The sequence below is a fragment of the Methylobacterium carpenticola genome (assembly GCF_042748905.1).
Classification (GTDB): Bacteria; Pseudomonadota; Alphaproteobacteria; order Rhizobiales; family Beijerinckiaceae; genus Methylobacterium; species Methylobacterium carpenticola.
Genome location: NZ_JBHZEO010000001.1, coordinates 5,862,760 through 5,874,360 on the forward strand (window position 1 = coordinate 5,862,760; position 11,601 = coordinate 5,874,360).

Consider the following 11,601-nt stretch of genomic DNA (forward strand, 5'->3'; position numbering starts at 1 on the left):
GGCACCGCGCGGGAAGATAAGGCACGGCGGGATCCTGCCAAGGCCCGGTCGCGCCCGCTGCGTCAGCCTTCGCCGCGTCAGCCTTCGGGCGCCTCGACGATCGGGTCGTAGCGGCCCGCGTCGAAGCCGAGCAGGTTCCAGCTCTGCGCCATGTGCGGCGGCAGCGGCGCCGTCACGTCGACGGGCTTGTTGGTGCGCGGATGCGGGATCACGATGCGGCGGGCGAGCAGGTGCAGGCGGTTCTGCAGGCCCCCCGGCAGCTCCCAGTTCTCGATGTCGAAGTATTTCGGATCGCCGACGAGCGGGTGCCCGATATGGGCCGCGTGGGCGCGCAGCTGGTGCGTGCGCCCGGTCACCGGCTTCAGCGACAGCCAGGACAGCTTCTGGCCGGCCTGATCGACCACCGCGTAGTAGGTGAGCGCGTGGCTCGCCCCCTCGTCGCCGTGCTGGGCGATCCGCATGCGGGCATCCGCGTCGCCGACCTCCTCCTTGGCGAGGTAGGTCGAGACCCGGCCCTGGCGCACCCGCGGCACGCCGGCGGCGAGCGCCCAGTAGATCTTGCGCGCCGCCCGCGAGCGGAAGGTCTTGGCCAAGGTCGCGGCGGCCAGCCGCGTCTTGGCGATGACGAGGCAGCCCGCCGTGTCCTTGTCGAGGCGGTGGACGAGGCGCGGCTTCTGGCCGTCCGGCGTGCGCATGGCCTCCAAAAGCCCGTCCACGTGCCGCTTGGTGCCCGAGCCGCCCTGGACCGCGAGGCCGAAGGGCTTGTTGAGCACCATCATGTCCTGGTCCTCGTAGAGGACCAGGGAGCGCAGGAAGGCGAGGTCGCTCTCCGCCTTGGCGGGGCTCGGTCCGGGGGGAGCGGCGTCGAGCTTGAGCGGCGGCACGCGCACGCTCGCCCCGGGCTCGACCCGGTCGGCCGCCTTCGCGCGCTTGCCGTTCACCCGCAACTCGCCCTTGCGCACGAGGCTCTGGATGCGGGTGAAGGGCAATTGCGGGAAGCGTGCCGCGAGGAAGCGGTCGATGCGCAGGCCCGCCTCGTCCGCCGTCACCTCCAGGGTCTGGACGCCCGTCGCCAGGGCGGCGGCGGTGGCCTCCCGCAGCTCCCGGCGGGTCGGGCCCGGCTGGGGCGCCGGGGCGGGCCTTGCGCCGGCCGCGGGCGCCGGCCGTGCCGCGCGGGGCGCGGCGGGCTTGGAGGCGGACCTCGAGTCGGGTGTGCCGGTGGACTTGCGGGAAGGCTTGGCGGTGGAGTGGGCCGTGGGCTTGGATTGGACCGCGGGCTTGGATTGGACGGCGGGCTTGGCCGCGGGGGCGCCGCCCTCGTCCCGGGCCCAGGGCGCGGCGTCGCTCAGGTCGCGCCCGCCGGCGGCGCGCTCGGCGGCGTCGCGCGCGGTATTGCGCGGGCCGGTGCGCGGGCGTGCGGGCCGGCGTCCGGCGGGGCCGGATTGCGGGCGGCCGCCACGGCTGGGGGGTTTTGCGGTCATGCGGCGTTCCTCAACGCTCCCCGGACGGAGCGAATGCCGGGGCGCTGCAGAAAAGGCGGCACCATCAAGGGACTAGGGCGACATCCGGTCGACGAATGGCTGCTGCTCTAGAGCATTTTGTCCCGAAGGGGAAACCGCCGCGTCGCAGATAAATGCGACGCGGCCGCGGGCGCGCGCAGGCTCACATCCAGGGCGTGCGCACGAAGCCCTCGACCCGGCCGCGCATGACCGGGAAGGATTCCCGCGCCTCGACCGAGAAGCGGCGCACGACATCGGCGGCGACGCCGCGGAAATCCTCCGCCGCCCGGGCCCGGGCGCGGTGTCGCCGCACCGGCTGGCGCCGCGCGAAGGCCTCGCTCACCGCGATGTCGGTGCGCACGCCGCGGATCATCTGCCCCGGCCCGAAGCTCGTGCGCAACTGGCCGAGCACGTCCTTCTCGACGTTGGAGCGCAGGTCGATGCGCATCGGCGCGATGGCGAAGCCCCGCACCGCCGCCCCGTGCTGGAGCATCAGGCTGTGGTAGGAGCGGGCGAATTGCCGGACGCCCTCCAGGCCGAGCGGATCGAGGGTGGTGGGGATGATCACCCCGTCGCTCGCCATGAGGGCGCAGACGGTGAGCGCCGCCGCGGCCGGCGGCACGTCGAGGAGGATCAGGTCGTAATCGGGCTTCAGGGGCTCCAGCGCCTCCGCAAGGCAGCGGATGCCCTTGTTCGTGATCTGGCCGTCGAAACTGCGGTCGGCGGGCAGCACGTCGACCTCGTCCTCCTCGCTGCGCAGGACCGCGCCGCGCAGGTCCATCCGCCGCCCGAGGAGCGGCGCGTGGGCGTTCGCTTGGCCGAGCCGGGCCGCCAGCCCGAAGCCGAGGCCCGAATGGCCCTGCGGATCGAGATCCATCACCAGCACGCGGAAATGCTCGGCCGCCAGCTCGGCCGCGACGTTCACCGCGGTGGTCGATTTCCCGGTGCCGCCCTTGCAGTTGGCGATCGACAGGACGCGGGCGGTCATGATGTCGGCGCCGTGCGCGGGAGCGGGCGGCGCGCGTCGTCTCTGGTTGTCTCCATCGTGGCTCCATCCTGACCCTGGGGCGGCTCCAGCGTCAACTTGGTAAATCACGATGGTTCACAAATTCGTCACACCGGCCGTCAGTCCTCGTCCCGGCGCCGCTGCCGCTCGGCCTCCCACCAGTCGAGGCGCTCGGCGATCCGCCGCTCGAAGCCCCGCCCGGTTGGCGCGTAGAAGCGCTGGCGGCCGAGCCGCTCGGGCCAGTAATCCTGTCCCGAGAAGGCTTCGGGCTCGTCGTGGTCGTAGCGGTAGCCCTCCCCGTAGCCGAGCCGGCGCATCAGCTTGGTGGGGGCGTTGAGGATGGTGCGGGGCGGCGGCAGGGAGCCGTGCTCCTTGGCGGTGCGGGTCGCGGCCTTGTAGGCGGTGTAGACCGCGTTCGATTTCGGCGCGGTGGCGAGGTAGACCGTGGCCTGGGCGAGCGCGAGTTCGCCCTCCGGCGAGCCCAGGAAGTCGAAGGCCTCCTTGGCGGCGTTGGCGACCGCGAGCGCCTGCGGATCGGCGAGGCCGACATCCTCCACCGCGGCGCGCACCAGCCGGCGGGCGATGAACAGCCGGTCCTCCCCGGCATCGAGCATCCGGCAGAGATAGTAGAGCGCCGCGTCCGGATCCGAGCCGCGGATCGTCTTGTGGAGCGCGCTGATGAGGTTGTAGTGGCCCTCCTGCGCCTTGTCGTAGACGGGGGCGCGGCGCTGGATCAGCCCCTGCAGCGCCTCGGGAGTGAGCACCTCGTCCGCCTCGGTCGAGCGCCAGATCTCCTCGGCGAGCGTCAGTGCGGCGCGCCCGTCGCCGTCGGCCATGCGCAGCAGCACGGCCCGCGCCTCCGCGTCGAGCGGCAGCGGGCGCCCGGTGACCGCCTCCGCCCGGTCGAGCAGCTTGGCGATGGCCGCCTCGTCGAGGGCCCGGAACACCAGGACCCGCGCCCGCGACAGGAGCGCGGCGTTGAGCTCGAAGGAGGGGTTCTCGGTGGTGGCGCCGACGAGCGTCACGGTGCCGTCCTCGGTGACCGGCAGGAAGGCATCGAGCTGGGCGCGGTTGAAGCGGTGGATCTCGTCCACGAAGAGCAGCGTGCCCTGCCCCGCCGCGCGCCGGGCGCGGGCGGCCTCGAACACCTTGCGCAGCTCCGCCACGCCGGAGAAGATCGCCGAGATCTGCTCGAAATGCAGCGCCGTTTCCCGGGCCAGCAGCCGCGCCACCGTGGTCTTGCCGGTGCCGGGCGGTCCCCACAGGATCAGCGAGCCGAGGCTTTTCCCGCGCAGGAGCCGGGTGAGCGCCCCGCCCTCCCCGGTCAGGTGCTCCTGGCCCACCACCTCGGCGAGGCTGGTCGGGCGCAGGCGGTCGGCGAGGGGCCGGGGGGCGTCGGCCGGGAGGCCGGCGGCGGCGAAGAGGTCGGACATGCCCCGCATCAACACCGGTGGACCGCCGTCCCGCAAGGGCCGATCAGGCAGGGCAATCGCTGGAGCGATCGCCCTGCGGCCGCCCGCCGGGCGGCGCCGTCAACCGGGCGCGAACGGCGCCCCGCGGAGCGGGACTGGACGACCGAAGGGCTTCCAGGCGCAGAGCGGAGCGGAAGCCGAGGTCGCGGCGACGCAGACGTCGCGGCGACGCAGGCACCGCGGCGATGCCTGCGTCGCGGAGGCGGCCGCCGGCGGCTGATACGGTTTCCGGACGATCACTTTCGGAAACCGTATCACGAGCCCGCGCGGCGCCTGGGCGAGGCCGGTTTCCGCATCGCGAAGCGATCATCCGGAAACCGTATGAGGCCGGGCGGAGAGCCGGGGCCAAGCGCTCCGAAGCGCTTGGCCCCGGCTGATCAGGGCTGAAGGCCGACCGGATCCGGAACGACCGCCGGGCGCATCTCGCGCCACGCGGCCCACAGCACGCTGGCGGCGGCCTGGAACGAGAAGACCACCCCCGCGAGGTCGAGGAGCGCGCCCGGCCAGCGGGCCGGCGCCAGGGTGGCGAGGAGCCCGAGCGCCGCCGTGGTGAGCGTCGCGATGGCGTCGTTGCGAGCGTTGAGCCAGGTGGCGCGGACGAGCGGGTGATCGTCGGCGCGGAAGCGCCGCAGGGTCAGGGCGGCGAGGCAGGCCACCAGCGTCGCCACGAGGTTGGCGGTGACGACCTCGCCCACCTCCTCGCCGGCCGGGTCGCGCAGGTTGGCGACGAAATCCGTGAGCCCGTCGATCCCGGTCGCCAGGAGGATGCCGGCGATCACGAGGGCCGAGAGCCGCTCGATCCGGGCGCCGCGGCCGAAGACCAGGGCCGCCACCCCGTTGAGCGCGATGTCGTAGCCGAAGGAGCCTGCATCGCCGAGGAGCCCCCGCGATCCCGTCGCACGGGCGAGCGCGGCCTCGCCGAGGGCGGCCGCGAGCGTCAGGGCGGCGATCGCCCAGAGGCGTCGGGTGTAGTCCGACCGGCCCGCGCCGGCCGGGATATCGGCTCGGCCCATCGTGCGCCTCCGATCCCGTCAGGTCTTCCCGAGCAGACTCCGCCGTGTTGACTAAATTGAGGCAATACCCGCGACCGCTGCGCGCAGCCGGCGAGCGTAGAGCTGGCTACAGGTGGATCGCTCGTCTCGTCGCGAGGATGCGCTTTCGGGCGGAGAATCGGGTGGATCCGGCCGCTCTCCGGCGATTAGCGCTTCCTTAAGCCTCACCTCGCATCGTTGGTCGCATCGAGAACGGTGGTGACCATGGATCATTGCGAGCACAACATCCGCGAACGGGCCTACATCCTGTGGGAGCGCGACGGCCGCGCCATGGGCCGGGACGAGCATTACTGGACGCTCGCCGAGCAGGAACTGCGCGCGGCGGCCCCGGCCGTCGAGGAGGCTCCCAGGACCGTCGCGAAGCCGCGCGCCAAGGCCGCCCCGAAGCCGCCCAGCAAGGCTGCCGCCGCCGTGAAGGCCGCCCCGCGCCGCCGCCGCGCCGCCGCCGAGGGCCTCGCGGTCTCGTAGGGCGCCTCATACGGTTTCCGGATGATCGCTTCGCGATGCGGAAACCGGCCTCGCTCAGGCGCCGCGCGGGCTCGTGATACGGTTTCCGAAAGTGATCTTCCGGAAACCGTATCAGGCCTCCGCGGCGCAGAGCGCCTCGACGCTCCGCAGATACGCCGCGGCATCGAACTTCCGCAGGGTGTTGGGGCCGAGATAGCGCACGGTCCCGAAGATCGGCCGCCGGCCCCAGGGCCGGTCGTGCAGACCGTAGAGCCACGCGACGTTCGTGAACGAGTTCGCGTCGCGCCCATCAAGGAAGTAGCGGTTGTTGAGCCGCAGGGTGCGGGCGAACCCCTCCTCGGGCGAGGGCGACCATTCGAGGATCTTCTTGCCCCAGTACATGCGCAGGTGATTGTGCATGAAGCCGGTCTCGCGCATCTCGCGCATGGCCGCGTTCCAGTGGCGGTCGTGGGTGTGGCCCTCGGCGAGCGCCGCCTCGTCGTAGACCGGGTCGCGCCGGTCCCCCGCATGCTCGGCCAGCGCCTTGCGGGCCCAGTCCGGCACCGCTGCGTAGGTGGCGTAGTCCGGCTGGTAGTGGACGTGGTTCATGGCGAGTTCGCGCCGGACGATCAGCTCCTCCAGATAGGCGGCCTTGTCCTCCGCCGTGCCCGCCCGCGCGGCCCGCACCCGGAGGGCGATCGCCACCGGCGAGATCTGGCCGAAATGCAGGTAGGGGCTCATATGCGAGGCCGCCCCCGCCTCCGGGCGGCCGCGTTCCGTGCCGTAGCGTGCGAAGGGGCCGGCCAGGTAATCGTCGAGGCGCGCCATCGCCTCCTCCTCACCGCCCCGGAACCTGCGCACCGGCTTGACAGAGCGGTCGAGGGTCAGGGCGGCGAGCGCCGCCTCGGGGTCGGAGACGTCGAGATCGCTCGGCAGGCCGAGCCCCTCCGCCGGCCGCGCCACCCGCCGGGGGCGCAGGGGTGCCAGATACTCCTCCCAGAGTCGGTGCAGCTTCGGCCGCAGGGTGCGGGCGGCGAATTCGTGCTTGGGCGAGGCCGTCTCCACCGGCACCACCACGTCCCCCTCGACCTGCAGCACCGGCCGGTCGAGGCCCGCGGCGATCTCGGCGTACCAGCTCTTCTGGATCGCCAGGTAGCCGCGGTCGAGGACCACCACGGCCGCCTCGGTCCCGAGGGCCAGGGCCGCCTGCGCGGGCGTGCTGCGGCGCAGCACGAAGGCGATGCCCCGGCGCTCCAGCCCCGCCTTGGCCTCGGCGAGGCCCTGGAGCAGGAAGGCGTAGTGGCGGGCATTCGCCTCCGGGAAATGCCGGCCTCCGTCGAGCAGGCCGAAGCCCGCCACCACCGGCAGGCCGCGCCGGTTCGCCTCCTCGATCGCGACTTCGAGCGCCGGGTTGTCGCGGCTGCGCATGCTCTGCTGCATCAGGTAGAGCACGTAGCGGCCGGCCCCCTCCTCCGCCGCGGTGAGTGCCCGGATCCGCGCCGCCTGGATCGCCATACCGTCCGCCCTTCGACCCGTTGCGCCTGCGGCGCCGTGCGTGAAAAATCGGCATCGCTGCCAATTATCCCGGCTTGCGTTCGCAGGCCGGCATCCTATCTTGTTGCAGTGCGGGATCGCGATGGCGTCGCGGTCCTGCTGCCCTCCTTGGGCGTTTCCTCCCTAGACTTGGGCCGCACCGCGTGTGCGGCCTTTTTTCTGTGCGCTGCACCGACCCCGGAGGCGGCTGCCGCGTTTCCGCTCTGCCCTGGCCCGCCGCGTGCATCGGTGGGGTGGGACACGAACGGAGGCGAGATGCAGCACTTCACCCTGCGGATCGAGCAGACCGGGAGCGGCTTGGTCTGCATCACGAGTCCGGAGATCAAGAGCCTGTTCGTCGCCGACGAGACCCTCGACGGCGCCCTGCAGGCAGTGCCGAGCCTGGTCAAGGCGCTCACCCGCGACGAGGGCCACACCCTGCTGCTCGGCGAGGAGCCGGCCGAATAGGCTCATCCCCGGGCGCGGGCCCGGATCATGAAGTTGTCATAGGTGTATTCGGCCACCTGGAACCACAGGTATTCCTCGTTGCGGAAGCTTTTCAGGGATTCGTAGAGCCGCTTGAAGTCGGGATTCTTGGCGGAGATCTCGGTGTAGATCTCGTTGGCGGCCTTGAGCGCGGCCTCCATAACGTCCTGCGGGAAGGGCTTGAGCTGCGCGCCGCCGCCCACCAGCCGCCGCAGCGCGCCCGGATTGCGGGCATCGTACTTCGCCTGCAGGTCCGTGTTGACCTGGGCGGCTGCGCTTTGGGCAATCGCCTTGTAGGATTTGGGCAATTCGCCCCATTTCTGGGCATTGAACCAGAAGTGCAGCATCGCCCCGCCCTCCCAGAAGCCCGGATAGTAGTAGAACGGCGCCACCTTGTTCAGCCCGAGCTTCTCGTCGTCGTAGGGGCCGATCCATTCGGCGGCGTCGAGGGACTTGGATTCGAGGGCCGCGTAGAGTTCCGGCCCGGCGAGCGACTGGGGCACGACGCCGAGCTTGGCTAGCACCTGCGCGCCGAGCCCGGCGATGCGGAAGCGCAGGCCCTGCAGGTCGGCGGTGGTCTTGATCTCGCGCCGGAACCAGCCGCCCATCTGGGTGCCGGTATTGCCGCCCGGCAGCGCGTAGAGGCGCTGGCGCGCGAAGATCTCGTTGAACTGGTCGAGGGCCCCGCCCTGGACCATCCAGGCGTTCTGCTGGCGGGCGTTGAGCCCGAAGGGCGTCGCGGTGGCGAGCGCGAAGGTCGGGTCGCGGCCGATCTCGTAATAGGCGGCCGAATAGGCGATCTCGACCGTGCCGGCCCCGACCGCGTCGAGGAGCGCGGGCTCGCCGCTCGCCGCGGGCGCGACCTCGATCTGGAAACGCCCGTCGCTCGCCTCGCCGACGATCCGCGCGAAGAGTTCGGCCGCGCCGTAGAGCGCGTCGAGGTTGCGCGGGAAGGCGGAATGCAGGCGCCAGCGCAGGGCGGGCGCCGTTTGCGCCACGGCCGGGGCGGCAAGACCGGCGCCCGCCAACCCGATTCCGGCCGTCAGGACGTCGCGACGTTTCATGCTGTCTCTCTCCGGCAACCACCCCCGCCGCCGCGGGCCGCCGTGACACCTAAGCGGGTTTCGGGAAACTGCCACGCGGTTTTCCGACAAAACCTGCCTCGGACACGGACTCCCGCAGGCCCGCAGGGGCGGGCCGCCGCGTGTCCGCCCCGGGGACGGGAGGCCCGGTTCTCCCGCGGGAGGTCCGGTCAATCAAAGACTTAATCTCATCCCGAGAACCCGGGAAGCGTGCCCCGGGGGCGCATCGCCCCGGGCCGAGAATCCCCTCCCCCGCGGCGCCAGCCTGTGGTAGCCGGGGAGCGTGACACCAGAACCGATCTCCCTCCACACCGTCTGCGGCCTGGAAGAGCTGGGGCACCACTCGGCCCGGGGCGTGACGCATGTCCTCTCGATCCTCGATCCGGGCTGGCCGGAGCCCGACGCCTTCGGAAGCTACGACGTGCATCACCGCACGACGTTGCGCTTCCACGACATCATCGCTCCGCTGCCCGGCCAGATCCTGCCGGAGCCGGAGGACGTGGCGGCGATCCTGGCCTTCGGCCGCGATCTCTCGGGCGAGCGCCGGGACAAGACCCATCTGCTGATCCACTGCCACGCGGGCATCTCGCGGTCGACCGCCGCGATGACGATGCTGCTGGCCCAGGCCCATCCGGATCTCGACGAGGCGGCGGTGGTCGCCCGGGTGCACGACCTGCGCGAGAAGGCGTGGCCCAATGCCCGCATGATCGCCTTCGCGGACGAGGCTCTGGGACGCCGGGGCCGGCTCTCCGAGGCCGTGCGCCGGTTGCACGCCGTGCAACTGCGGGTGCGCCCGCATCTCGACGGGCTGATGCGGGAGCTGGGGCGCGGTCAGGAGGTGGACGCCGCGCTCGCCGGGTGATCGCGGCGGCGCCCGCTCAGGCGCCGGCCGCGAGCACGTAGCGCTCGATCGCCCGCGCGAAGCCCTCCGCGTCGTTGGCCTCGGTCACGGCCCTCGCCTGCCGCTTCACCGCATCGGCGGCGTTGCCCATGGCGATCGAGAGGCCGCCCGCCGCGAACATCGCCACGTCGTTGGCCATGTCGCCCAGCGTTGCCACGTCCTCGCGGGCAAGGCCGAGCTGGCGCCGGAGGCGGTCCACGAAGTGGCCCTTGTCGGTACCGGGCGGCGTCACGTCGAGGTAGTAGGTCTGCGAGCGGTGTACGGCGGCCTGGGAGCCGAGTTCCGCCGCTAGGGCGGTCTCGCAGGCGGCGAGGCCGGTCGCGTCCCGGCTCACGCCGACGAGCTTGGCGGCCCGGTCGAGGAAGGGGCCGAGATCCGCCGCCACCCGCGGCTCCGCCCGGAGGGTGCGGCGCTCGAGATCGGTGTAGGGCCCCTGCGGGTCGCGCAGCAGCCACGCCCCGTCCGCGAAGACCCAGAGGTCGATGCCCCGCTCCGCGAAGCGTGCGGCGGCGGCTCGCGCCGCATCGGCCGGGATGTGGGCTTCGCTGACCACGGCGAGGTCCGGCGTCACCACGGTCGAGCCGTTGAAGGCGCCCATCGGCAGGGTGAGGCCGAGCGTCTCGATCAGCGGACGCAGCCCGATCGGCGGGCGGCTCGACGCCACCGTGAAGGCGATGTCCCGCGCGCGCAGCGCCCCGATCGCCGCGATCGTGGCCGGGGTGAGCGTCTTCTCGGGCGTGACCAGCGTTCCGTCGACATCCGAGACGACGAGGCGGATGGGCATGTCAGATCTCCCGGTGGGCCGAGGCCGGTTCGGCGGCGACGTCGCCGCGGGCCGGCACGATCTGCGGCGCCAGGACCCGGTCGCGCAAGGCTTGCGGGCCGAGCGTGAGAGCGAAGAAATCGTACTCGCCGGGCCGGTCGTTCGACATCAGGAACTGGAAGTGCATCCGGAACGGCCGGAAGCTGATCTTCGCGTAGACCGCGGGGTCGAGCAATTCCCGGAACTTCGTGGAGCGGATCAGCGGGTTGGCGATGCGGGCGAGCGGCGGCAGGGCGAGGTCGCGGGCCGGGTTGAAGCCTGGGAAATTCATCCAGTCCTGCGGCGCCTGGTAATCGGCCCAGACCACCCGGTCGCTCTCGACGAGCCGGGCGATGGCGGCGCGGGCGGGTTGCGCCAGGGGGTTCAGCGCGACGAGCGGCAGCCCGCCGCCGAGCGTCAGGACCGACAGCGCGGTCCCGCTGCCCTCCGTACGCTCCAGGAGCCGGGCCGCCACCTCCACCGCCGTGAGGGCCCCCGAGGAATGGCCGATGATCATCACCTCGTCCGCCCCGACCGCCCGGCCGCGCGCCGCCGCGTAATCGGCGAACCAGGACAGCCGCTCCTCGTAGTCGCGGCGCCAGCCGTTGCTGTGCTGCCAGTTGAACACCCAGTCGTTGATGAGCTGGCGCAGGAAGATGCGGTGGTCGTAATGCGGCAGGATCGCGAGGGCGGCCGCCAGGGCGGCGAAGCCCGCCACCGCGCCGAGCCCGGCATTCGCGGCGGGGCCCAGGCCGGTGGGCAGCCCCGCGACGAACCAGCCGATCCCGCCCGCGGCCAGAACCAGCGCCAGCGTCATCACGAACGGATAGAGGATGATGTTCCCGTACTTCCAGTTGAGCCGGTACATCCGGAACAGCTGGGTCGTGGCGGTGGTTTGCAGCACGCCGGCGGTGAGCAGGAGCATCGTGACCCAGAGAGGGCGCCGGAAATCCTGCCGCACGAGGTCGTCCCAGAGCAGCACCTCGTAGGTGGTGTGGGTCTCCCAGCCGTCCCCGCCCGCCTCCACGGTCCAGCTCTGGACCCGCCCGTCCGGGCTCGCGGTGGCCGGCGAGATCCGGCGCCACAGGGCGAACCGCTTGGCGTAGCGCGACAATTCCCGGGCGAAGAGGGCCCGGTAGCGCTTGTGGCTCTCAGGATCGTAGCCCGGAACGTAGAACACGTGACGCCGACGCACGGGCCCGGACGAGGCCTCCGCCAGGGCGGGCGGCGTGAAGCCGATCGTTCGTGCCATGTGCTGCCCTCGGGTGCCGGTCGCGAAGCGGGGTCTTACCGGTTCGCGCCGGGCGGGTCCAACGGGCCG

General features: G+C 72.2%; 11 protein-coding genes. 3 read left to right on the forward strand and 8 right to left on the reverse strand.

Annotated elements, in window-relative coordinates:
• Positions 1 to 77: 77 nt before the first annotated feature.
• The 4 genes from ACE101_RS27145 to ACE101_RS27160 form a co-directional block, all read right to left on the reverse strand.
• A complete protein-coding gene (locus ACE101_RS27145) occupies positions 78 to 1,481 on the reverse strand; it encodes an RluA family pseudouridine synthase (protein ID WP_379136431.1) in 1,404 nt (467 codons plus the stop codon).
• A 181-nt stretch (positions 1,482 to 1,662) separates the two neighbouring features.
• Complete coding sequence (locus ACE101_RS27150) at positions 1,663 to 2,487, reverse strand: ParA family protein (RefSeq protein ID WP_379136435.1); 825 nt, start codon at positions 2,485 to 2,487, stop codon at positions 1,663 to 1,665.
• A 137-nt stretch (positions 2,488 to 2,624) separates the two neighbouring features.
• Positions 2,625 to 3,938 (reverse strand): replication-associated recombination protein A, encoded by a 1,314-nt coding sequence (locus ACE101_RS27155; RefSeq protein WP_379136437.1) that lies wholly within the window; start codon positions 3,936 to 3,938, stop codon positions 2,625 to 2,627.
• 416 nt (positions 3,939 to 4,354) lie between these two features.
• Positions 4,355 to 4,990: a cation efflux transmembrane domain-containing protein gene (locus ACE101_RS27160; RefSeq protein WP_379136440.1), complete on the reverse strand. Its 636-nt coding sequence runs from the start codon at positions 4,988 to 4,990 to the stop codon at positions 4,355 to 4,357.
• A 243-nt stretch (positions 4,991 to 5,233) separates the two neighbouring features.
• On the opposite strand from ACE101_RS27160, the gene ACE101_RS27165 reads away from it, so the two are divergent.
• Entirely contained in the window at positions 5,234 to 5,497 is a 264-nt protein-coding gene (locus tag ACE101_RS27165) for a DUF2934 domain-containing protein (RefSeq protein ID WP_379138970.1), read from the forward strand.
• A 111-nt stretch (positions 5,498 to 5,608) separates the two neighbouring features.
• Here ACE101_RS27165 and ACE101_RS27170 read toward each other — a convergent pair whose 3' ends face one another.
• Entirely contained in the window at positions 5,609 to 6,991 is a 1,383-nt protein-coding gene (locus ACE101_RS27170) for a deoxyribodipyrimidine photo-lyase (protein ID WP_379136443.1), read from the reverse strand.
• 294 nt (positions 6,992 to 7,285) lie between these two features.
• Here ACE101_RS27170 and ACE101_RS27175 point away from each other — a divergent pair, with 294 nt between their 5' ends.
• Positions 7,286 to 7,477: a hypothetical protein gene (locus ACE101_RS27175; protein WP_379136445.1), complete on the forward strand. Its 192-nt coding sequence runs from the start codon at positions 7,286 to 7,288 to the stop codon at positions 7,475 to 7,477.
• A 2-nt stretch (positions 7,478 to 7,479) separates the two neighbouring features.
• On the opposite strand, the gene ACE101_RS27180 is transcribed toward ACE101_RS27175, so the two are convergent.
• On the reverse strand, positions 7,480 to 8,559 hold the full coding sequence (locus tag ACE101_RS27180) for a TRAP transporter substrate-binding protein (protein WP_379136448.1): 1,080 nt from the start codon (positions 8,557 to 8,559) through the stop codon (positions 7,480 to 7,482).
• A 301-nt stretch (positions 8,560 to 8,860) separates the two neighbouring features.
• Between ACE101_RS27180 and ACE101_RS27185 the strand changes: the two genes are divergently transcribed.
• Entirely contained in the window at positions 8,861 to 9,439 is a 579-nt protein-coding gene (locus ACE101_RS27185) for a tyrosine phosphatase family protein (protein ID WP_379136451.1), read from the forward strand.
• Positions 9,440 to 9,455: 16 nt separating this feature from the next.
• Here the strand turns inward: ACE101_RS27185 and ACE101_RS27190 are convergent, their stop codons facing one another.
• Positions 9,456 to 10,262 (reverse strand): Cof-type HAD-IIB family hydrolase, encoded by an 807-nt coding sequence (locus ACE101_RS27190; protein WP_379136452.1) that lies wholly within the window; start codon positions 10,260 to 10,262, stop codon positions 9,456 to 9,458.
• 1 nt (position 10,263) lies between these two features.
• Positions 10,264 to 11,532: an alpha/beta hydrolase gene (locus ACE101_RS27195; RefSeq protein WP_379136455.1), complete on the reverse strand. Its 1,269-nt coding sequence runs from the start codon at positions 11,530 to 11,532 to the stop codon at positions 10,264 to 10,266.
• Positions 11,533 to 11,601: the final 69 nt, after the last annotated feature.

What these genes read in the sequence shown, in the direction of transcription:
- ACE101_RS27145 (WP_379136431.1), bottom strand. Translation starts at nt 1,481, where the DNA reads ATGACCGCAAAACCCCCCAGCCGTGGCGGCCGCCCGCAATCCGGCCCC.
- ACE101_RS27150 (WP_379136435.1), bottom strand. Translation starts at nt 2,487, where the DNA reads ATGACCGCCCGCGTCCTGTCGATCGCCAACTGCAAGGGCGGCACCGGG.
- ACE101_RS27155 (WP_379136437.1), bottom strand. Translation starts at nt 3,938, where the DNA reads ATGTCCGACCTCTTCGCCGCCGCCGGCCTCCCGGCCGACGCCCCCCGG.
- ACE101_RS27160 (WP_379136440.1), bottom strand. Translation starts at nt 4,990, where the DNA reads ATGGGCCGAGCCGATATCCCGGCCGGCGCGGGCCGGTCGGACTACACC.
- ACE101_RS27165 (WP_379138970.1), top strand. Translation starts at nt 5,234, where the DNA reads ATGGATCATTGCGAGCACAACATCCGCGAACGGGCCTACATCCTGTGG.
- ACE101_RS27170 (WP_379136443.1), bottom strand. Translation starts at nt 6,991, where the DNA reads ATGGCGATCCAGGCGGCGCGGATCCGGGCACTCACCGCGGCGGAGGAG.
- ACE101_RS27175 (WP_379136445.1), top strand. Translation starts at nt 7,286, where the DNA reads ATGCAGCACTTCACCCTGCGGATCGAGCAGACCGGGAGCGGCTTGGTC.
- ACE101_RS27180 (WP_379136448.1), bottom strand. Translation starts at nt 8,559, where the DNA reads ATGAAACGTCGCGACGTCCTGACGGCCGGAATCGGGTTGGCGGGCGCC.
- ACE101_RS27190 (WP_379136452.1), bottom strand. Translation starts at nt 10,262, where the DNA reads ATGCCCATCCGCCTCGTCGTCTCGGATGTCGACGGAACGCTGGTCACG.
- ACE101_RS27195 (WP_379136455.1), bottom strand. Translation starts at nt 11,532, where the DNA reads ATGGCACGAACGATCGGCTTCACGCCGCCCGCCCTGGCGGAGGCCTCG.